A 19,771-nucleotide genomic window follows, 5' to 3' on the forward strand; every position below is an offset into this window, starting at 1 on the left:
ATGATAGCTTCAAGAATGCTACGCAGCGCAAACCACGTTGGATCACAAAGAGGTGTCGGTAAATGAGTGCAGGGGTGACTTTGGTGTTGGGAGGCGCGGCGTCCGGCAAATCTGTTTTTGCGGAAAACCTTGTGATCTCAAGTGGGTATGAACGCATCTATCTGGCCACATCGCAGGCCTGGGATGATGAGATGAAAGCCAAGATCAAAAAACACATCACCCAGCGCGGCAAGGGCTGGACCACGGTTGAGGCGCCTCTGGATCTGGCGCCGGTGCTGGAAAACGTGAAGAAAAAGCAAATCGTGCTGCTGGATTGCGCCACCATGTGGCTGACCAATCACCTGCTGGCCGATCACGATCTGGCCGAACAGACCGCGTCTCTGATCAAAGCAGTCAAAGCCTGCAAAGGCAAAGTGGTCATCGTCAGTAATGAGGTAGGCCTGTCTGTGGTGCCGGAAAATGAACTGGCACGACGGTTCCGCGAGGCGCAAGGCACGTTGAACCAACAGATCGCAGTAGAGGCCGACACTGTGGTCGCCGTCATGGCAGGCTTGCCGATAGCCCTGAAGGGATCGCTGGAAGGCACAGCATGAGCCGGTTTTTCTGGGTCCGCCATGGGCCAACACATGCAAAATCTATGGTGGGGTGGTCCGATCTGCCCGCAGATCTATCAGACACTGCGCTGATTGGCCGGGTGGCGGATCATTTGCCGGGTGAGGCGCTGGTCATCTCTTCAGACCTGATCCGAGCGCGTGACACGGCCACTGCTGTTCAGGGCGCACGTGCGCGGCTCGATCATGACTCGGGGTTGCGGGAAATGCACTTCGGCGATTGGGAATTGCAGCGTTTTGACGAAGTGGCAGATCAAAACCATATCCGCCAGTTCTGGGAACAGCCCGGCGATATCGCCCCGCCGAATGGTGAAAGCTGGAACCAGCTGAGTACGCGGGTAAATGGCGTTGTCGATCGCCTGATCGCAGCGCATCCAGGCCGCGACATTGTGGCCGTTGCCCATTTCGGGGTGATCCTGACACAGGTACAGCGCGCGTTGCAGGTTGATGCCTACAGCGCATTTGCCCACAAGATCGATAACTTGTCGGTCACAGAACTGCATTGGGACGGCACCCGCTGGCACGCGGCCGTGATCAACCACCTGCCTTGAATGGGCCCCTACAGGGTTCCAGTGCCCAGCTTGACGCCACTTTCACCTCTGGCTCTGCGGGTTGTTCTACACAGGCCATGCTGCCAGCGCCCGCGGGCGACGGATGTGATCAGTGCGGCTTTCAGTATTGGGCCACGTGTAATGCAGCCGCCCGACACGCTACAGAAAACCATCCAGCACGCCTTGCTGCGCCGTTGCAGATATGTCAGGCGGTACAGCAAACATCTGTCACGCCCTGCCGGGGGGATGCGTTTCCACAAATTTCATCGCCGCAGCAGTGCGATTGCTGACCTGCATTTTGGTGATTATATGATGGATGTGCAGTTTGACCGTATGTTCTGACACCTTCAGTTTGGCCGCGATCTGTTTGTTTTGCAGACCATTGACCACCTCATGCATCACCGCAACCTCACGCGAGGTCAAGAGTTCCCTGCAGTCCTCGTCTGACGCCATCGCGCTGCTGGGCGGTGCGGCCTGTGGCTCTGGTGGCGGTGCTTGGACGGCACGCGGGAAGTGAGTCCCGCCAGAGAGGAACAGCCGCAGCACTGCCAGCCAGATGTCAATGCTCTGGTTCATGGGCAGAAACCCGCGAACCGCCGCAATCTGATTGATCTGCGCAGCAACAGTCTGCGCCTTGGCCTCGCTCCAATAGGCGATGACCAGACTGGGCGCCTGCTGGCAGGGAAATTCCGCCGCATCTGCCGCCGCCAGATCACGTAAGTCGTCAAAGGCCGCATCGCATAGACCTGCATCCACAATAATCACCCGCACAGGGGCAGTCATCGCGTCCCGCGATGCCAAAAAATCCGCGATGCTGTCGTGCCTTAAGGGCAGTGTACCCTCAATTTCATCTTCGAGAATTCGCAAAACAGTCTGGGTAAAGCTCTTTTGCGGTCCAATAAAAATGGCATAATCGCTGGCAGTTTCGGATGCCTCAAATTCACTGGCATTCAAGACCAACGGTGCCACAGCTTCAACGCTAGGCATTCGTCCCTCCAACTCTGGATGCAGTGCGACAGTTCTTCCCCGCTCCCACAAAGAAAGAACACACTACGTGCCCTGATTTCAGAGCATTCCACAAAACCCCTCAGTACTCGGAATATAAAAACGCCTCTCGACCAGTTAAAATTGTGGCCGCTTATTTACTTTAAATTAACCATTAAACTGTATGGCGCACCTTAATCAGGCGTCAATTAATCGAATGGTTAGGATATTATCCACAGATTATCCTCAACGCGTTCGTTTATTATCTCTATAAAAACAACGCCTGACAACATTGACACCTGAATTTCAGCCCCGCCATCACATAGACACCAGCAAGAAACGCCCCTAACCCACTGCTGTTTCATGAAAATTTAGAGCCCACTTTAGTCAAAAAGGTTAACACACAATGTGCAGCTTACCCGCGAAGGTTAAATTGCGCAGACTTAACATGATCTGAGGCGGCAGGATTTGTATCGCCCGACAGGATAATCGGGGGTCCCCAGCTGCCTTTATCCGCAACGTTTGGCCCACTGCTGCCTCAGATGTCACCGCCAAACGCAGGAAGACGCGGGCGCAGTGTCTCACTGACAGGTGTAATTTTTTGGATTCGATCCTGTTATTCCGGCCCGGGATTTCCAAACGCGTCACCGCAACAACCGCTGAAAGCGATGCGGAATCAAAGGCGGCAAGGAGATTGCAGAAATTATCCCGCAGGACGCGCCCTTGATCATCGAGGCGCTGATTCTGCGCAATGACACCGACAGCGTGCATTTGGACCAGCACGCGTTCATCCACCTCCCGACGTTTCATCAGCGCAGCACACCGGTGCTGGATAGAGAGATGATCTATCTCGCGGCGGGTTCACTCCACAACGCAACCAATGCCAACACCCCCAGAAGTCCACATCGCCCGCATCAACCTGACTCAGTTTCCGGGCTTCGTCCCAACGTCGGGGGCACCTGCAGAACTTCTGGTCGCACCCCAACAAAGGACATTTCTCCAGTATCTGACGATGCCAACCATCGACGCCATGTAATGCGCCCTGCGCGAGGACTGATCAATCTGTAGCCCGCTCACCGATCAGCCGCATCAATCAGTCACTGTGATCCACGCCAATCACAAATGATCATTTCACATGCGCTCTCCTTGGCCTTAGCCTGTGGTCAAGACAACGATAGGGAACGCATATGACCTATAATCTGATCATTGGGGACCGAAGCTTTTCCAGCTGGTCCCTGCGCGGCTGGCTGATGCTGGAAAAGTTCGACCTCGATTTCCGCACAACTGACCTCAGCCTTTATGATGGCAGCTACCGTGCGGTGCTGGCGCCGATGGCCCCTGCCAAGTTTCTGCCGGTGCTGGTCTGCCCCGATGGTACCGTGATGGGCGAAACAATGGCCATCGCCGAGGAATTGAACAGCCGTCACCCAGAGGCGGGCATGTGGCCCGCTGATCCGCAGGCCCGTGCCTTTGCGCGCTGGATTTCGGCAGAGATGTGTGCAGGGTTCATGGGGCTGCGCAGTGCCTGCCCAATGCAGTTGCTGCACCAATATATGGATTTCCCTGTCAACGATGACGTCAAGGACGATCTGGACCGCGTGCAGGATCTATGGGTCCGCGCGCGCAAACGCTTCGGCGCGGAGGGACCGTGGTTGTTCGGACAATACAGCCTAGCGGATGCGTTTTTCGCCCCTGTCGCGGCGCGGATTGCCGGCCACGGCCTGCCCGTAGATGAGGTTGCAGCGCATTATGTGACGACCGTTCTGGCAGATCCCAGTTTCCGTCGTTGGCGCGCGCTGGGGCTTACAAAATCCTATGATCCTGTGCCTTACGCCATGGACCACCCCACCCGCCCATGGCCGGGCCCGGCCCCGCTGGCGGCACAGGCAGTTACAGGCGCCGATGCGGTGAACAAAGCCTGCCCCTACTCGGGCGACGCAATCACCCATTGCCTGACACTGGACGGCGTAACCTACGGCTTCTGCAACGAAGTCTGCCGCGATAAAACAGTCGCAGATCCCGAAGCATGGCCAGCCTTCATGGATTTGGTCGCCACACACAGTTAACCCACGATTTGCGTTGTTAACACATCAGTAACCCCTCCTGCGTTAGGCTATTCGATGTTGAGCGCAGGAGGGAAATCATGGTCGCGCGGGCCTATACCGTGGCCTTTGAAGGGGTCGCCGCCCGCCGGGTTGAGGTGCAGTGCGCCCTGTCTCCGGGCATGCCTGGCTTTTCCATCGTCGGCCTGCCGGACAAAGCGGTGTCAGAGGCACGCGACCGGCTGCGCGCCGCCTTCTCCGCCCTCGCCATCGCGCTACCGTCGAAGAAAATTACCATCAACCTTTCCCCCGCTGACCTGCCCAAAGAAGGCAGCCATTTCGACCTGCCCATCGCGGTCGCACTACTGGCTGCGCTGGAGATTATCCCCCCCGACGCGGCAGAGGCGGTGACTGCCTTGGGCGAACTGTCCCTTGATGGAAAACTGATGCCAGTGATCGGCGCCTTGCCTGCCGCCATGGGCGCGGCTGAAGAGGACCGCGCGCTGCTCTGCCCTGCGGCCTCTGGACCAGAGGCCGCTTGGGTCGGCGCTTGTCAGGTGATCGCCGCGCCGACACTCTCCGATGTGGTGCGCCACTTCACCGGCCAATCCCCCCTGCCCCCTGCCTCACCGGGAGAGGTAACAGCACCAGCGCATCACCGCTGCCTGCGCGATGTGAAGGGGCAGGAACGCGCCAAACGCGCGTTGGAAATCGCCGCAGCTGGCCGCCACCACTTGCTGATGAGCGGTCCGCCAGGGTCGGGAAAATCCATGCTGGCCGCACGTCTACCCGGCATTCTACCGCCGCTAGAGCCGACAGAGGCACTGCAAACCTCGATGATCCATTCCCTTGCAGGATTGTTGACCGAAGGCGGTATTTCGCGTGAACGCCCCTTCCGCGAACCCCATCACACCGCGTCAATGGCGGCCATCGTCGGCGGTGGACGAAATGCCAAGCCGGGGGAAATCTCTCTGGCCCATAACGGCGTGTTGTTTCTGGACGAACTGCCAGAATTTAACCGGTCCGTTCTGGAAACCCTGCGCCAACCGATCGAAACCGGCGAGGTGATGATCAGCCGTGCCAATGCCCATGTGAGCTACCCCTGCCGTTTCATGCTGGTGGCGGCGGCCAATCCCTGCCGCTGTGGCCACCTGACCGATCCGGCCCGTGCCTGCAACCGCGCGCCTGCCTGCGGCGAGGATTACATGGGGCGGATAAGCGGGCCGCTTCTTGACCGGTTTGATCTGCGCCTGGAGGTGCCCCCGGTCGCCTACACCGATCTTGATCTGCCCGCGTCCGGCGATCCGTCCTCAGTGGTGCGCGACCGCGTCGCCACCGCCCGCATGCGACAAGCCGCGCGATTTGTCGACATGGGCACCAACACCCTACACTTAAACGCCGACCTGAATGGTGAGATGTTAGAGGCAGCCGCCCGCCCCGATGAGGCTGGACGGCAGTTGCTGACACAGGTTGCAGACCGCTTCGGCCTCACCGCGCGAGGCTATCATCGGGTGCTGCGCGTCGCCCGCACCATCGCAGATCTGGAGGGCGCCGAGGTCGTGCTGCGCCACCACGTGGCAGAGGCAATCAGCTACCGCCTGATCGCACCGGTCACTGCTTAGCCCTGAGCCGCGATGAAATCCGCAATCTGCCTTAGCGCCTGTCGCGCCTCGGGTACCCAACCATCCAGAATGTGCCAGACATGCGGTGCCTCAGGCCATTCCTGCAAACCTGCGTCCGCACCTGTTGCGCGCAATTTCTCCGCCATCCGACGACTGTCATCGCGCAGGATTTCACTCTCTGACACCTGCATCAATACCGGTGGGCAATTAGGAAACTCCGCAAACAGCGGGGAAATGCGCGGATCCTCCGGCACCAGATCCCCCAAAACCAGTCTCGCCAGAAACGGCCCGCGATCCCCGGGAAACATGTGATCCCGCTCGGCATTCTCCTGCACCGACAAACCGCTGAACGTCAGATCGCAAAACGGCGCAATGGCAAAAACCGCCGCCGGTTGCAGCCCCGCCTGACACAGCTCTGCCAACAAAGACAGGGCCAGACCACCGCCAGCACTGTCGCCGCCCAGAACGACCTGATCGGGACGATATCCCTTGGCTAACAGATGATCAAAAGCTGCGCGCGCATCCTGCAATGCAGCAGGCGCAGGGCACTCCGGCGCCAAACGGTAGCTGGGGACAAAGGCCCGCATGCCGGTCATCCGCGCCAAACGCGCGACCATATGCATATGGGTCTGCGGACTACCCGCGATGTAGCCCCCGCCGTGCAGATACAACAACACCCGATCTGCATGCACCAGACTGGCGCCGATCCAAAGCGCCGACGCGGGCGCAGTCGCCGCCATATATTGCACCGGCAACACATGGGTATGCGGCACAGTGCGGCACCACAACCGCGCCGCGCGGGCAAAATGGCGACGCACCAATTGCGGATCAGTCGCATGCTGCAACCGCGCCCGTACCCCACGGCGCAGCAGCCCGCCAATCAGGCGCAACTGCCAGCTCATCTGGGTCGAATTAGGACCCGTTGCCGCCATCCCATCAGCCGTTTTAATGTGCGCGTTTTGCCTCAATCGCATCCCAGATCTTCGCAGCGGTGTTGGTGCCATCAAAATGCTCCAACTCCTGAATCCCGGTGGGAGAGGTTACATTAATCTCCGTCAGGTAATCACCAATCACGTCGATACCGACGAAAATCTGGCCCTTTTCACGCAGAAGCGGGCCAATACGCTCACAAATCTCAAGATCCCGCGCAGTAAGGCCAACCTTTTCCGGGCGACCGCCCGCGTGCATATTGGACCGCGTTTCACCGGCCAGCGGCACACGGTTGATCGCCCCCACAGGTTCGCCATCAACCAGAATAACCCGCTTATCCCCGTTGGAGACATCGGGCAGGAATTTCTGCACGATCAGCGGCTCACGGCTGACGCTGGTGAACAATTCATGCAGCGAGGTCAGGTTGCGATCCTCTGCGGTCAGACGGAAAACACCGGCACCGCCGTTTCCGTAAAGCGGTTTCAGGATGATATCGCCATGTTTTTCCTTGAACGCGCGAATGGTTTCCAGATCACGGGCAATGGCGGTGGGCGGCGTCAGATCAGGGAAATCCAGTACCAGCAGTTTTTCAGGATAGTTACGCACCCAGAAAGGATCATTGACCACCAGCGTATCAGGGTGGATACGATCCAAGAGATGGGTGGTGGTGATGTAGAACATGTCAAAAGGTGGATCCTGACGCAGCCAAACGACATCAAAGGTGGACAGGTCCACCGCTTGCTGATCACCAAGGGCGTAGTGGTCGCCCTCAACCCGCTGCACGGTCAACGGCCAGCCGCGCGCCATCACCCGCCCCTCTTGGTAAAAAAGTTGTTCAGGTGTGTAGTAGAATAATTCATGCCCGCGCGCCTGCGCCTCTAGCGCAATGCGGAAGGTGCTGTCTGCGTTGATATCAATGGGACCAATCGGGTCCATCTGAAAGGCGATTTTCATCTTTGCCACCTGTGCTGGTCTACCATCTGATCAGGCCTGAAAAATCACGGCCTGAAAAAGCCGCGTCAAAACACGGGCCCTCCCCCGATACATGACCCAAGCCTTGCGCAGTGGCAAACCAGAAATCACATTGCCCACGCACAGGTGATCTGCACACGCCCCGCCTAGATGCCACATTCAGGTATCAAAAATCACCCCCTCAAGGAGCGAAATGTCCCCGATCCCATCAACCAGAGCTACGTCAAACCGCATGTCTGTGAACGGTCCCGCACCGCAGTCGCCCAGATATTCCTGCGCGGCCCGCATCAAACGGCGCTGCTGGCGACACCCCAGATGTTGCAGGGCGCGATCAAAGGTTTTGGACTGTTTCACCTCAACAAAGATAAAGCCCGGAACGGCGGGATGACGCAGGATCAGGTCAATTTCACCAGCCTTCCCGCGCCAACGCGCCTCACAGGTTTCATAGCCGCGCCGCGAATAGTGGATACCAACCTGATCCTCCGCCGCAAGGCCCGCCAGATAGGCCAATTGTCCGCGTTGCTGCCGCTGAGTGGGCGCGACCTCTGCCTTAAAATCAAAACATAACTGCGCCATAGCCCACCGAATGAATTGCGTTTAAGTGTTCTGCTAAGTGTTCTGCGACAGCGCCAAAGCCATTTGGTAGATTTTGCGCCGTTTGATACCAGTGCGTTCCGCCAAAGCGTCGGACGCATCACGCACCGACATCTCCTTCAGCAGCAATTGCAATTTCATTTCTAGATCAACTTCGCTAATATTTGGTGAACGGGCGCGATCAATCACCACAACGATTTCGCCTTTCAGCGTCCGCTCTGCGCAGATTGCGGCCAGTTCTGACAGTGTCCCGCGCAGAACCTCTTCGAATTTCTTGGTCAACTCGCGGCACACGGCGACCTCGCGTGCTTCTCCCATCACATCTGCCGCGTCCGCCAGCATGGCAGCGATCCGCTTTGGACTTTCGTAAAAGGCAACTGTGGCAGGGACATCACACAGCTCTTCCAGCATTTTGCGCCGCGCGCCTTTGGCGTTGGGCAGAAAACCTGCAAACATGAACCGGTCAGTTGGTAAGCCCGCCAACGTCAGCGCCGTCACCACCGCCGAGGGACCGGGGGCGGAGACAACCGGATGCCCATCCTCCCGCGCAGCGCGAGCCAGATCGAAACCGGGATCTGCAACCATAGGCGTACCGGCCTCAGACGCATATGCCAGCGATTTACCCTCCGCAAGAAAGGCCAACAGTCGCGGTCGCATCTGCGCGCCGTTATGGTCGTGGTACGACAGCAGCGGACGATCGCCAAGGGGCACGCCGTGGATCTCCATCAGGCGGCGCAGGCTGCGGGTATCTTCGGCCACCAGCACGTCAGCGCTGGCCAGAATATCCAGCGCACGCAAGGTGATATCCCGTGCGGTGCCTATCGGTGTGGCCAGAAGGTACACACCGGGGTCTAGTTTCTTGGGTTGCAGATTCAGCACTGGACCCGCCTCTTCCTGTGTTTATTATCGCGCGCAAAATCTTATTTGCGCATTTTCTCCGGTCCCGAAGGAGCCGTATCCCTAATGTTCGCCGTTTTCCGCAGTGCCCGCAAGTCCACCCGCCCGCAAGCTTTTGAGGTCGTACGCAAGGCCTGCCGTCGGGTCGCACGCCCGCTCTTCACTGCTCTTTCTCTGGCGGCGATTGCCGCCTGTACACCCGGAACTTTCCCGACTGTGCCTGGCATTGATACCAACCGTCCTGTGACCGTGGCCCTTTTGGTACCCGGTGGTAGCGACAATGCAGGTGATCAAATTCTTGCCCGCAGCCTGCAAAACGCCGCGCGTTTGGCGATTGCCGATCTGGAAGGTGTTGATATCAATCTGCGGGTCTACAACACCGCGGGCGACCCGACGCAGGCCGCAACACAGGCGGTCACTGCGGTCTCCGACGGGGCGAAAATCATTTTGGGACCGGTGTATTCCGCCTCAGCCAATGCCGTTGCGGTTGCCGTGGCCCCAAGCGGTGTGAACGTTTTGTCATTCTCCAACAACGCCCAAGTTGCCGGTGGCAACCTGTTCATCCTGGGCCCGACTTTCCAGAACACCGCAGAGCGCCTGATCGACTACGCCGCCAAGCAAGGCAAGGCCAATGTGGTCGTCGCGCATGACACGTCGGTGGCGGGTAATCTGGCACGCGCCGCAATCACCGATGCCGTAAATCGCAATGCCGGTGCCACGATGGTGCAGGCTGTGGGATATGAACGTTCTCAACAAGGGGTCATTCAAGCGATCCCCGCAATCCGTTCGGCTGTGAAGAGCGGCGGCGATGCGGTATTTTTCAATGCCAACTCCGAAGGCGCACTGTCGCTGATCACTCAGCTACTGGATGAATCAGGCGTCGATCCCGCCGAAACCCAGTACATCGGCCTGACCCGCTGGGACGTGCCGCCGCAGACCCTGGAGTTGCCCAGCGTTCAGGGCGGTTGGTTCGCCAAGCCCGATCCGGTCCTGACCCAGCAGTTCAGCAACCGCTACCGCGCTGCCTATGGCTCCGCCCCTCACCCCATCGGCGGGTTGGCCTATGACGGCATGGCCGCGATTGGCGCGCTTCTTAAAGACGGCAACCGCGATGCGCTGACCATCGGTGCGCTGACCCAACGGGCCGGTTTCCAAGGCGTAAACGGCATCTTCCGCCTGCGTTTTGACGGCACCAACGAACGCGGCCTGGCAGTGGCACAGATCCAAGACAAACAGGTTGTGATCGTCGACCCCGCCCCGCGCAGCTTTGGCGCTGCAGGGTTCTAATCATCGTAGCGGGGGCCTTTGCGCCCCCGTTTACCTTTGGGCGCCGCGGGCCTGCCTGACCCCACTGATCCCACCCTTCCGCGCGTCCTGCGCGATCACACACCTGCCTGCCCGCTGCGGGGAGGCGCCGCCAAGACAAAGGCACCATGATGCTGACCCTCTCTAAAGCCCCGAGAAAACTGATCTGTAACGCTGAGACGATCTTTGACGCGACTAAAGTTGCGGCCGAGATTGAGGCCGCAGCCGCCGAAGCCCGCGGCGCAGCAGATGATGGCACCGCCCTGCGTGGCCCGGTGGTTCAGATCCTACTGGCCGCACGCAAGGCGGGGATGGCAGCCATTTCCGAGGCCTTCACCAAAAACCCGTTCGAAGCCCGCGCCACCACCCGCGCCTACACCTATCTGACCGATTGTCTGGTGGTCACGGCAAAATACGTCGCCACCCAGCACATGATCCCCAACCCGTATCCCGGCCATGAGGATCGCCTGAGCCTGTTGGCCGTGGGCGGCTACGGGCGTGGGGAAATGGCGCCACAGTCGGATGTGGATCTGTTGTTCCTCACACCGAGACAGATCACCCCTTGGGCAGAACAGGTGATTGAGGCGATGCTCTATATCCTGTGGGATCTGCGCCTGAAAGTTGGGCATGCCTCCCGCACGGTGCGGGATTGTCTGAAACTGGGGCGTGAAGACTACACCATCCGCACCGCGCTACTAGAACACCGGTTCCTGACTGGCGATGCGCTGTTGGCCGATGAGCTGGCCGAACGTTTGGAAGCTGAGCTGTTCAAAGGCTCCGCTGCTGATTTTATCGAGGCAAAGCTGGCTGAACGGGACAGCCGCCATGAACGCCAGGGCGGCCAACGGTATGTGGTCGAACCCAACGTGAAAGAGGGCAAAGGCTGCCTGCGCGATCTGCAATCACTGTTCTGGATCGCCAAATACATCCACAATGTGCGCAACGTGAAAGAGCTGGTCGCGCTGGATGTCTTCACCGAAGAGGAATTCGAAACCTTCAAACAGGCAGAGGACTTCCTCTGGGCGGTGCGCTGTCATCTGCATCTGATCACCAAACGACCCGCCGATCAGCTCACCTTTGACCTACAGGTCGAAGTGGCCGACCGCATGGGCTATGTCGATGAAAACGGGCGGCGCGGCGTGGAACACTTCATGCAGGATTATTTCCGCCACGCCACATCCACCGGCGATCTGACTCGCATCTTCCTGACCAAACTGGAAGCGATGCACATGAAGAATGAGCCGCTGTTGCAGCGCATTTTCCGCAGGTCGCGCAAGGTCAAAAAAGGCTATAAGGTCATTCATAACCGTCTGGCCGTGGACAATGAAGAGACGTTTCTAAGCGACAAGCTGAACCTCTTGCGTCTGTTTGAGGAGGGCCTGCGCACTGGCATGTTGATCCACCCTGATGCGATGCGTCTGGTTGTGGCCAATCTGGACCTCATTGACGATGGCATGCGCAATGACAAAGAGGCCCAGCGCCTGTTTCTGGGGCTGATGCTGAAACACGGCAACCCCGAACGCGCATTGCGGCGGATGAATGAGCTGGGGGTTCTGTCAGCCTTTATCCCTGAGTTTGAGCCGATTGTCGCAATGATGCAGTTCAATATGTACCATCACTACACGGTGGATGAGCACACCATTCAGGTAATCCGCCACCTGAGTGAGATTGAACAGGGCGAACAGGTGGAAAACCTGCCGCTGGTCAGCCAGATCCTGAAGGATGGGGTGAACCGCAAGGTGATCTATGTGGCCCTCCTCCTACACGACATCGGCAAGGGGCGCGACGAAGACCACTCGGTCCTTGGGGCAAAAATCGCCCGCAAGGTGGCGCCGCGACTGGGCCTGTCGAAATCGGATGTCGAAACAGTGGAATGGCTGGTGCGCTATCACCTGTTAATGTCCGATATGGCGCAGAAACGCGATATCTCCGATCCGCGCACAATCCGCGCCTTTGCCAAGGCGGTCAAAACACGCAAACGGCTGGATCTGCTGACGGTGCTTACGGTCTGTGACATTCGCGGGGTTGGTCCTGACACGTGGAACAACTGGAAGGCCGTTCTGATCCGTCAGCTACACCGCGACACCGCGATTGCTTTGGAACACGGACTGGAAGAGGTGAACCGCGAAAACCGTGGCGCAGAGGCGCGAAAGCGTCTGCGCGAACATCTGTCGGGTTGGGGCAGCACCGCCCTGCGCACAGAAACCGGTCGCCATTATCCGCCCTACTGGCAGGGTCTGGACAGCAAGACCCATGTCGTCTTTGCCGAAATGCTGCGCGACATCCCCGATGACGAGGTGCGCATCGACCTGCACCCCGATGAGGATCGTGATGCGACCCGCGCCTGTTTTGCGCTGGTCGATCACCCCGGCATTTTCTCCCGCCTCAGCGGTGCCTTGGCGCTGGTCGGTGCCAACGTGGTGGACGCCCGCACCTATACCTCCAAAGATGGCTATGCCACCGCCGTCTTCTGGGTGCAGGACGCCGATGGCCACCCCTATGAAGAAGAGCGCCTGCCGCGTCTGCGCCAGATGATCCACAAGATCCTGCTGGGTGAGGTGAAGGCCAGCGAGGCGATGAAATCGCGCGACAAGATCAAGAAACGCGAACGTGCCTTCCGCGTGCCGACCTCAATCACCTTCGATAACGAAGGGTCGGATATCTACACCATTATCGAGGTAGACACCCGCGACCGCCCCGGTCTGCTGTTTGATCTGACCCGCACGCTGGCGAACAACAACGTCTATATCGCCTCTGCGGTGATCGCGACCTATGGCGAACAGGTTGTCGACAGCTTCTATGTCAAAGATATGTTCGGGCTGAAGTTCCATTCCGACCCACGCCAGAAGGCGCTGGAAATGAAGCTGCGCGAAGCGATCACCAAAGGTGCGGAAAGGGCCTATTCATGAAACCAATCCGTCTGATGGCCGGTTTCCTGACGGTGGGCGCATGGACCATGATGAGCCGCATACTGGGGTTTGTGCGCGATGCGATGATTCTGGGCTACCTTGGCACTGGTCCGGCCTATGAAGCCTTTGTCGTGGCCTTTCGCCTGCCCAACATGTTCCGCCGCTTCTTTGCCGAAGGGGCGTTCAACATGGCTTTCATCCCCCAGTACTCCAAGCGACTGGAGGGGGGCGAGGACGCGGATAGCTTTGCCTCGCAGGCTTTTAGCGGATTGGCAACAGTGCTGATCCTGCTGACTCTGCTGGCGCAACTATTGATGCCGTGGTTGATGTATGGCCTTGCCTCCGGCTTTGCCGGGCAGGATCAGTTCGACCTGTCGGTGGTCTTTGGCCGGATCGCATTTCCCTATATCCTGTTCATCTCGCTCGCCGCGCTACTGTCTGGGGTGCTGAACGCCAACGGCCGCTTTGCCGCTGCCGCGGCGGCGCCTGTTTTGCTGAACGTGCTGTTGGTCAGCGCAATGATTCTGGCCGTCATAATGGGCTGGGACGTGGCCGCCGCGCTGGTCTGGATGATCCCGATCGCCGGTGTGGCTCAGATGGTGCTGGTCTGGGTCGCCGCCAAACGTGCGGGTGTACGGATCCGCCTGCAGCGCCCCCGCTTCACCCCGGATATGAAGCAATTGGTCATCGTCGCCGTCCCTGCCGCGCTGGCCGGGGGCGTCGTGCAGATCAACCTGTTGGTGGGGCAACAAGTGGCCAGCTACTTTGACCGCGCGGTGGGCTGGCTTTACGCTGCAGATCGCCTCTATCAACTGCCGCTAGGTGTTGTCGGTATCGCCATTGGCGTCGTGCTGCTACCCGATCTGTCGCGCCGCCTGAAGGCAGGGGATGAGGCAGGTTCGCGCAATGCGCTGAGCCGTGCTGCAGAGATTTCGTTGGCGCTGACCATCCCTGCCGCCGTGGCCTTGGTGGTGATCCCGCTACCGCTGGTGTCGGTGCTGTTTGAACGCGGCGCGATGACGGCGGATGACAGTGCGTCGATCGCGATCGCTGTGGCAATCTACGGCCTCGGCCTGCCCGCCTTTGTGCTGCAAAAGATCCTGCAACCGCTGTTTTTTGCCCGCGAGGACACCAAAACCCCGTTCCACTATGCGCTTTGGGCGATGGTGGTGAATGCGGTGCTGGCGGTGGGTCTGGCGCCATTGATCGGCTGGACCGCCAGCGCGGTTGCCACCACGGTGGCCGCTTGGACGATGGTGGCGCAGCTATCCCTTGGGACGCGCCGCTTCGGCGATGTGGCGCGGTTTGATCCGCGCTTCAAAACCCGCATATGGCGCATCACCGCCGCATCACTGGCGATGGGTGCGATCTTGTGGGGGGGGCATCTGGTGCTAACGCCATTCCTTGGCATGACGGGCATACGCTACGGCGCGTTAACCGTTTTGGTTGCCGTCGGGATCATCAGCTACTTTGCCATTGGGCAGGTGATCGGCGCATTCCGATTGGCCGAATTCAAAGGTGCAATGCGGCGGGGGGGCTAATCCCCCCGTCCCTACTGCGCCTTAGCGCTGGCGCAGGCGCGCCACCAAACGGCCTATGCTGCCGGGGATTAGAAACACCGCCAAAATCAAACCGGTGACGAAACCGCCCACATCCGCCAGCCAATCTCCTGTGCTGCCAAACAACACCCCAAAGATCAACTGAATCCCCAACAAAAATCCGATCAGCGAAAACGCTCGAACCTGCTGCTCTCCCAGCATGCCCAAACGCAGCCACATCAAATAGGTATAGGCGCCAATCATCGCATATGCCCCGGGATAAGCCCCAATAAGGGGGGCCTGCGTATCCAGTACCAGCGCATAAACCAGCGCGCCGTTGGCGGTGCCCAGAACGAAAAACAGCAACAGCGCAAACTGGTTATAAACCTCACCCGCCATCTTGCCCAAGGCCAGGAATATCACGCAGCCAAACAGCGCCTGCGTGAAGCTGAGGTGGACAAACCCATAGGTGACAAAGCGCATCACATGTTCAAACGGCCACTGGCCACTGCCGCGCATCCATTCAAATATCTCATCCGAAAACGCATATTTCTGTAGCGCTGCCAAACGCCAGCCCATCGCCTCTGGCCCGCCGATGATGCCGCGTGCGCCAAGGTTAAACACCACTTCGATGCCGATGATGAACAGGAACAGCGCCACAATCACCGGCGGCAGCGGGTTCACCGGCTTGCTGTCGTCTTGCATGTTTTGATCACTCATTCTCTGCTCCTCGGCGCACTTTACCAGCGCCTGCCTTGACGGGGGTATGGGCCATGGGTAAGCCACCAGAGCATAGAAATCCAGACGGAGAACCACCATGTCGGATGCGGTCCAAACGCAATCCACCCAGAACGCCGGCTTTACCCCCCGCGTGTTCTCGGGCATCCAGCCCTCTGGCGGGCTGACCCTTGGCAACTATCTTGGCGCGATCAAGCGCTTTGTAGAGAAACAGGCAGACGGGATCGAAACGATCTTCTGCGTTGTGGACCTGCACGCCATCACCGTCTGGCAAGACCCCGAAGCGCTGCGCAAACAGACCCGTGAACTGGCCGCTGGCTATCTGGCCGCTGGCATTGATCCGGCGCAGTCGATCCTGTTCAACCAAAGTCAGGTGAAAGAGCACGCCGAACTAGGCTGGTTGTTCAACTGTGTGGCGCGCATGGGCTGGATGCAGCGCATGACCCAGTGGAAGGACAAGGCAGGTAAAAACACGCAGAACGCCTCGCTCGGCCTGTTTGCCTACCCATCGCTGATGGCTGCAGACATTCTGCTGTATCACGCGACAGAGGTGCCGGTGGGTGAGGATCAGAAACAACACGTCGAGTTGACACGCGACATCGCGGCGAAATTCAATCATGACTATGGCGTTGATTTCTTCCCCATGCCAGACCCCAAGATCGAAGGCGCTGCCACCCGCGTCATGTCTCTGCGTGACGGGTCAAAAAAGATGTCGAAGTCTGATCCCTCAGACGCCAGCCGCATCAACATGACCGATGATGCCGATACCATCGCCAAGAAGATCCGCAAGGCCAAGACCGACCCCGAGGCGCTGCCATCCGAGGTCAAAGGTCTGGAAGAGCGCCCCGAGGCGCGCAATCTGGTGAACATCTACGCCGCCTTGGCGGAGATGAGCGTGGATCAGGTACTGGCAGATGTGGGCGGCAAGCAGTTTTCCGAATTCAAGCCGATTCTGTCGGAACTGGCAGTGACGAAACTGGCGCCGATTTCGACCGAAATGTCCCGCCTGATGCAGGACCCGGCCGAAATTGACCGGATGCTGGGCCAAGGGTCCGCGCGCGCCCGCGAGATCGCCGCGCCAATCCTCAGCCGCACCAAAGAGATCATCGGTATGGTGGGCTAAGCGCCCGCTATCATTGAGATACTGAGGGCCTCCAGTCGGGGGCCCTTTTGCTTATAGCGTTGCCAGCAACCCGTCAGACGCCGCCTCGACCAGCTCCAGCACTGCATCGAATTCGCCCGTGTAATAGGGGTCCGGCACATCGCCCACATCACGACCAGCAAAGGGCGCGAAGCGTTTTACCGGCGTCAGGTTACCGGGCGGGCGCTGCGCCTCTACATCTGCCAGATTGCGGCCATCCATCACCAAAATCAAATCAAACCGGTTGAAATCCACCGGATGAAAGGGCCGCGCTACCTGTTCAGTGATGTTGTACCCGCGCCGTAGGGCCGCATGTTGCATAGGCACATAGGGTGGTTCCCCCGCGTGCCAATCCGAAGTCCCTGCTGAATCAATCTGCAAATGTGGCGCCTTATGGCGTAACACGCCCTCTGCGGCGGGCGAACGGCAGATATTTCCGAGGCAAACAAACAGGATACGGCTGGTCATCGGGATCTCCTTCAGCGCAGAGTGTAGTGGGTTCATGCCCAGCGGCAAGACCAAAGCCAACACCCGAACACGCGGAGGCCAAAGACAATGAGTACAGACAATATCGTGATCCTGACCGGCGCAGGTATTTCCGCCGAAAGTGGCCTTGGCACCTTTCGTGATGAGGATGGGCTTTGGGCGCAGCACCGGATCGAGGACGTGGCAACGCCCGAAGGCTTCGCCGCCAATCCGCAGCTGGTACACGACTTCTACAACGCACGCCGCGCCCAATCGGTGGAGGCCGTGCCAAACGCCGCCCACACCGCGCTGGCGCGGCTGGAGGCAAAACATAAAGGTCGCGTGTTGATCGTAACGCAGAATGTAGATGGTCTGCATGAAGCGGCTGGATCGAAAGCAGTGATGCACATGCACGGCGCGCTGGACGGTGCGCTGTGTGCGGGTTGCGATCATCGCTGGCCCGCGCCTCTGGTCATGCAGCCAACAGATGCCTGTCCCAACTGTGGCCAGCCAACGACGCGGCCTGACATCGTGTGGTTTGGTGAAATGCCTTATCAGATGGACCAAATCTGGGCGCACCTACGCGACGCGGATTTGTTTGTGGCGATCGGCACCTCTGGTAATGTCTATCCGGCTGCTGCCTTTGTTCAGGATGCGGATCGCTACGGCGCCCATACGGTGGAGTTGAACCTAGAAGCCTCTGCCACCATCAGCGACTTCGCTGAAGCGCGGTTTGGCAAGGCGAGTGAAATTGTGCCTGCGTGGGTCGATGAGGTTTTGGGTGGGTGAGTATCAAAGACCCCACCGGATCGCGTAGCGGTCCGGTTCGCGCCCGACCCCGCCCCCAATGGCGGGCGCGATCTTCGACGCATCCAAATTTTGCACCGTCACGGATAAGAATACTGTAAAATCCAGAGTAGAGCCGCCCTCGGGCTCGGGCGCGAACCTACCCTTACAACCGTTAGCCCTAAACGCAAAAAGGCGGCCCAAGCGCGCCGCCTTTATACTTTGATCTCAGTCGACCTTAGTTCGACTTCTTCATCATCTTATCATGATCGCCATGCTTGTGACCGTGATCACCATGACCGCCCTTGCGGGCCAGGTCCACGGGGATCTCCACAACCACCTCACCCGCCTTCTCAAAGACCAGCGTCACAGGCACCATTTTGTCCTGCGTAAACGGCTCTGTCAGGCCCATGAACATCACGTGATGGCCGCCGCGTTCCAGCGACAGCATTTCACCATCGGCAATGGCAAAACCCTCTTTGACGTGCAGCATCTGCATCACGCCTTCGCCGTTGTCTTTATGGGTGTGCAGTTCAACCCGCTTGGCCACATCGGCGCGGGCATCAATAAGGCGATCATCGGATCCGCTGTGGTTCATGATCATCATAAACGCCGCGCCAGTTTTCGCCGTGGGGGTGGCAGAGCGCGCATAGGCGTCTTGGACCATGATACCATCAGCAAATGCAGGCAGGGCAGCAAAGGCGGAAGCAACCGCCACAAGAAGGGTGGATTTCAGTGACATAATTCTGGTTCCTGTAGTCTGTCTGTAAAAGCGGCCGGCGCAGCACTGCAACCAGCCAGCGGAGATCAGGCCAAAACAGGGGGGCCGCGGGCGCTGGCTGGAATGACCCGCGTGACTGCGACGCCTTTGCCGCGCTCAACACGCAACGCCATGCCTTTCCCCAAGGGACGCAAATTCGGGGCGAAGCCGGGCTGCACCAATGCAACAATAGAGGCGCTACAGTCAGGACAATAATGTGGCGGATCAACGGGCTGGCCGTCGTCATCGTAATATACCGTGATCGCCTGCGACCCGATACACAGCACCATTTCGCCAACCGGCATCGAAGCATGACGCGCATTCCCCATGGTCTGTGTGGTCAGAACCATAAGAAGCGCCAGCATCACAGCCAAGTATGTGCGAACACGTGCCATATCGCCGATATAATCCCTTCGCCTATGAAGGGAAAGCGACAAAAGGAAACAGCCCCATTCCGGCGGAATGAGGCTGCAAATTCCTTGAAGGATCCGGAAGAGATTAGGCGGAGGCTTGTGCCTTCGCGATCTGCTTCTTGATCTTCAGTGCGTTGGCGGACAGCTCAACGTCTTTGGCTTTTGCCAGGAACGCGTCCAGACCACCACGGTGGTCAACCGAACGCAGAGCAGCAGCCGAAATGCGCAGTTTGAAGCCGCGGCCCAGGGCCTCGGACTGCAGGGTAACGTCGTTCAGGTTCGGCAGGAAACGACGTTTGGTTTTGTTGTTGGCGTGGCTGACATTGTTGCCAGACATCGGGCCTTTTCCGGTCAGTTCGCAACGGCGCGACATGGGTGTATCCTCGTCTCTTCGCGGGGCGCTAGAGACCCCTTCAATATAACAAGCGCCCGCCAGAGGCAGCGCCCAGAATTCCGTTCGGCGTCATTAGGCGGAATCAGGGGGGAGGTCAAGAGCCTGATCCGCAATGATCA

General features: G+C 58.9%; 20 protein-coding genes. 9 read left to right on the plus strand and 11 right to left on the minus strand.

Translation table 11 applies throughout. The annotated features are described in order from the left end of the window. Window positions 1-62: 62 nt before the first annotated feature. Window positions 63-593: a bifunctional adenosylcobinamide kinase/adenosylcobinamide-phosphate guanylyltransferase gene (gene cobU, locus MHM86_RS09015; RefSeq protein WP_239198121.1), complete on the plus strand. Its 531-nt coding sequence runs from the start codon at window positions 63-65 to the stop codon at window positions 591-593. Continuing rightward, the gene (locus MHM86_RS09020) at window positions 590-1,162 is read left to right on the plus strand and encodes a histidine phosphatase family protein (RefSeq protein ID WP_239198123.1); all 573 of its coding nucleotides are present in this window, start codon (window positions 590-592) and stop codon (window positions 1,160-1,162) included. Before cobU ends, MHM86_RS09020 begins: the two co-directional genes overlap by 4 nt. A gap of 228 nt (window positions 1,163-1,390) precedes the next feature. Here MHM86_RS09020 and MHM86_RS09025 read toward each other — a convergent pair whose 3' ends face one another. Together MHM86_RS09025 and MHM86_RS09030 are read right to left on the minus strand one after the other, a co-directional pair. After that, window positions 1,391-2,149, minus strand: coding sequence for a response regulator transcription factor (locus MHM86_RS09025; protein WP_239198125.1), 759 nt, complete (start codon window positions 2,147-2,149; stop codon window positions 1,391-1,393). A 393-nt stretch (window positions 2,150-2,542) separates the two neighbouring features. Continuing rightward, entirely contained in the window at window positions 2,543-2,956 is a 414-nt protein-coding gene (locus MHM86_RS09030; protein ID WP_239198127.1) for a hypothetical protein, read from the minus strand. Between the two features lie 377 nt (window positions 2,957-3,333). On the opposite strand from MHM86_RS09030, the gene MHM86_RS09035 reads away from it, so the two are divergent. Beyond that, window positions 3,334-4,212, plus strand: coding sequence for a glutathione S-transferase (locus tag MHM86_RS09035; RefSeq protein WP_239198129.1), 879 nt, complete (start codon window positions 3,334-3,336; stop codon window positions 4,210-4,212). Between the two features lie 77 nt (window positions 4,213-4,289). Continuing rightward, a complete protein-coding gene (locus MHM86_RS09040; protein WP_239198131.1) occupies window positions 4,290-5,810 on the plus strand; it encodes a YifB family Mg chelatase-like AAA ATPase in 1,521 nt (506 codons plus the stop codon). Here MHM86_RS09040 and MHM86_RS09045 read toward each other — a convergent pair. The 4 genes from MHM86_RS09045 to rsmI form a co-directional block, all read right to left on the minus strand. Further along, on the minus strand, window positions 5,807-6,742 hold the full coding sequence (locus MHM86_RS09045) for an alpha/beta hydrolase (RefSeq protein ID WP_239198133.1): 936 nt from the start codon (window positions 6,740-6,742) through the stop codon (window positions 5,807-5,809). The genes MHM86_RS09040 and MHM86_RS09045 overlap by 4 nt on opposite strands. A gap of 13 nt (window positions 6,743-6,755) precedes the next feature. Then, complete coding sequence (gene gshB / locus MHM86_RS09050; RefSeq protein WP_239198135.1) at window positions 6,756-7,694, minus strand: glutathione synthase; 939 nt, start codon at window positions 7,692-7,694, stop codon at window positions 6,756-6,758. 177 nt (window positions 7,695-7,871) lie between these two features. Beyond that, complete coding sequence (locus MHM86_RS09055) at window positions 7,872-8,288, minus strand: YraN family protein (RefSeq protein WP_239198137.1); 417 nt, start codon at window positions 8,286-8,288, stop codon at window positions 7,872-7,874. 33 nt (window positions 8,289-8,321) lie between these two features. Continuing rightward, window positions 8,322-9,182 (minus strand): 16S rRNA (cytidine(1402)-2'-O)-methyltransferase, encoded by an 861-nt coding sequence (gene rsmI, locus MHM86_RS09060; RefSeq protein ID WP_370644115.1) that lies wholly within the window; start codon window positions 9,180-9,182, stop codon window positions 8,322-8,324. An 87-nt stretch (window positions 9,183-9,269) separates the two neighbouring features. Between rsmI and MHM86_RS09065 the strand changes: the two genes are divergently transcribed. The 3 genes from MHM86_RS09065 (at window position 9,270) to murJ (ending at window position 14,958) form a co-directional block, all read left to right on the plus strand. Then, window positions 9,270-10,490 (plus strand): penicillin-binding protein activator, encoded by a 1,221-nt coding sequence (locus MHM86_RS09065; RefSeq protein WP_239198141.1) that lies wholly within the window; start codon window positions 9,270-9,272, stop codon window positions 10,488-10,490. 149 nt (window positions 10,491-10,639) lie between these two features. Next, window positions 10,640-13,417 carry a [protein-PII] uridylyltransferase gene (locus MHM86_RS09070; RefSeq protein WP_239198143.1) on the plus strand — a complete coding sequence of 926 codons (2,778 nt, stop codon included), beginning with the start codon at window positions 10,640-10,642 and terminating at the stop codon, window positions 13,415-13,417. Next, window positions 13,414-14,958 carry a murein biosynthesis integral membrane protein MurJ gene (gene murJ / locus MHM86_RS09075; RefSeq protein WP_239198145.1) on the plus strand — a complete coding sequence of 515 codons (1,545 nt, stop codon included), beginning with the start codon at window positions 13,414-13,416 and terminating at the stop codon, window positions 14,956-14,958. Before MHM86_RS09070 ends, murJ begins: the two co-directional genes overlap by 4 nt. Before the next feature lie 21 nt (window positions 14,959-14,979). On the opposite strand, the gene MHM86_RS09080 is transcribed toward murJ, so the two are convergent. Continuing rightward, complete coding sequence (locus tag MHM86_RS09080; protein WP_239198147.1) at window positions 14,980-15,675, minus strand: rhomboid family intramembrane serine protease; 696 nt, start codon at window positions 15,673-15,675, stop codon at window positions 14,980-14,982. 97 nt (window positions 15,676-15,772) lie between these two features. Between MHM86_RS09080 and trpS the strand changes: the two genes are divergently transcribed. Continuing rightward, window positions 15,773-16,816, plus strand: a complete 1,044-nt coding sequence (gene trpS, locus MHM86_RS09085; protein ID WP_239198149.1) for a tryptophan--tRNA ligase — start codon at window positions 15,773-15,775, stop codon at window positions 16,814-16,816. 51 nt (window positions 16,817-16,867) lie between these two features. On the opposite strand, the gene MHM86_RS09090 is transcribed toward trpS, so the two are convergent. Continuing rightward, window positions 16,868-17,302: a low molecular weight protein-tyrosine-phosphatase gene (locus tag MHM86_RS09090; protein ID WP_239198151.1), complete on the minus strand. Its 435-nt coding sequence runs from the start codon at window positions 17,300-17,302 to the stop codon at window positions 16,868-16,870. An 87-nt stretch (window positions 17,303-17,389) separates the two neighbouring features. Between MHM86_RS09090 and MHM86_RS09095 the strand changes: the two genes are divergently transcribed. Continuing rightward, window positions 17,390-18,088, plus strand: a complete 699-nt coding sequence (locus MHM86_RS09095) for an NAD-dependent deacylase (RefSeq protein WP_239198153.1) — start codon at window positions 17,390-17,392, stop codon at window positions 18,086-18,088. A gap of 235 nt (window positions 18,089-18,323) precedes the next feature. Here MHM86_RS09095 and MHM86_RS09100 read toward each other — a convergent pair whose 3' ends face one another. The 3 genes from MHM86_RS09100 to rpmB all read right to left on the minus strand — a co-directional run bounded on the left by MHM86_RS09100 (window position 18,324) and on the right by rpmB (window position 19,631). Then, a complete protein-coding gene (locus tag MHM86_RS09100) occupies window positions 18,324-18,827 on the minus strand; it encodes a copper chaperone PCu(A)C (RefSeq protein WP_239198155.1) in 504 nt (167 codons plus the stop codon). 65 nt (window positions 18,828-18,892) lie between these two features. Continuing rightward, window positions 18,893-19,240 carry a hypothetical protein gene (locus MHM86_RS09105; RefSeq protein ID WP_239198157.1) on the minus strand — a complete coding sequence of 116 codons (348 nt, stop codon included), beginning with the start codon at window positions 19,238-19,240 and terminating at the stop codon, window positions 18,893-18,895. Between the two features lie 103 nt (window positions 19,241-19,343). Continuing rightward, window positions 19,344-19,631: a 50S ribosomal protein L28 gene (gene rpmB, locus MHM86_RS09110; RefSeq protein WP_058243349.1), complete on the minus strand. Its 288-nt coding sequence runs from the start codon at window positions 19,629-19,631 to the stop codon at window positions 19,344-19,346. Window positions 19,632-19,771: the final 140 nt, after the last annotated feature.

This window comes from Thalassobius sp. Cn5-15, assembly GCF_022347685.1.
GTDB lineage: Bacteria > Pseudomonadota > Alphaproteobacteria > Rhodobacterales > Rhodobacteraceae > Thalassobius.

Excerpts from the sequence above, each read along its gene's own strand:
- cobU (WP_239198121.1), top strand. The coding sequence starts at position 63 with ATGAGTGCAGGGGTGACTTTGGTGTTGGGAGGCGCGGCGTCCGGCAAA.
- MHM86_RS09020 (WP_239198123.1), top strand. The coding sequence starts at position 590 with ATGAGCCGGTTTTTCTGGGTCCGCCATGGGCCAACACATGCAAAATCT.
- MHM86_RS09025 (WP_239198125.1), bottom strand. The coding sequence starts at position 2,149 with ATGCCTAGCGTTGAAGCTGTGGCACCGTTGGTCTTGAATGCCAGTGAA.
- MHM86_RS09030 (WP_239198127.1), bottom strand. The coding sequence starts at position 2,956 with ATGAAACGTCGGGAGGTGGATGAACGCGTGCTGGTCCAAATGCACGCT.
- MHM86_RS09035 (WP_239198129.1), top strand. The coding sequence starts at position 3,334 with ATGACCTATAATCTGATCATTGGGGACCGAAGCTTTTCCAGCTGGTCC.
- MHM86_RS09040 (WP_239198131.1), top strand. The coding sequence starts at position 4,290 with ATGGTCGCGCGGGCCTATACCGTGGCCTTTGAAGGGGTCGCCGCCCGC.
- MHM86_RS09045 (WP_239198133.1), bottom strand. The coding sequence starts at position 6,742 with ATGGCGGCAACGGGTCCTAATTCGACCCAGATGAGCTGGCAGTTGCGC.
- gshB (WP_239198135.1), bottom strand. The coding sequence starts at position 7,694 with ATGAAAATCGCCTTTCAGATGGACCCGATTGGTCCCATTGATATCAAC.
- MHM86_RS09055 (WP_239198137.1), bottom strand. The coding sequence starts at position 8,288 with ATGGCGCAGTTATGTTTTGATTTTAAGGCAGAGGTCGCGCCCACTCAG.
- MHM86_RS09065 (WP_239198141.1), top strand. The coding sequence starts at position 9,270 with ATGTTCGCCGTTTTCCGCAGTGCCCGCAAGTCCACCCGCCCGCAAGCT.
- MHM86_RS09070 (WP_239198143.1), top strand. The coding sequence starts at position 10,640 with ATGCTGACCCTCTCTAAAGCCCCGAGAAAACTGATCTGTAACGCTGAG.
- murJ (WP_239198145.1), top strand. The coding sequence starts at position 13,414 with ATGAAACCAATCCGTCTGATGGCCGGTTTCCTGACGGTGGGCGCATGG.
- MHM86_RS09080 (WP_239198147.1), bottom strand. The coding sequence starts at position 15,675 with ATGAGTGATCAAAACATGCAAGACGACAGCAAGCCGGTGAACCCGCTG.
- trpS (WP_239198149.1), top strand. The coding sequence starts at position 15,773 with ATGTCGGATGCGGTCCAAACGCAATCCACCCAGAACGCCGGCTTTACC.
- MHM86_RS09090 (WP_239198151.1), bottom strand. The coding sequence starts at position 17,302 with ATGACCAGCCGTATCCTGTTTGTTTGCCTCGGAAATATCTGCCGTTCG.
- MHM86_RS09095 (WP_239198153.1), top strand. The coding sequence starts at position 17,390 with ATGAGTACAGACAATATCGTGATCCTGACCGGCGCAGGTATTTCCGCC.
- MHM86_RS09100 (WP_239198155.1), bottom strand. The coding sequence starts at position 18,827 with ATGTCACTGAAATCCACCCTTCTTGTGGCGGTTGCTTCCGCCTTTGCT.
- MHM86_RS09105 (WP_239198157.1), bottom strand. The coding sequence starts at position 19,240 with ATGGCACGTGTTCGCACATACTTGGCTGTGATGCTGGCGCTTCTTATG.
- rpmB (WP_058243349.1), bottom strand. The coding sequence starts at position 19,631 with ATGTCGCGCCGTTGCGAACTGACCGGAAAAGGCCCGATGTCTGGCAAC.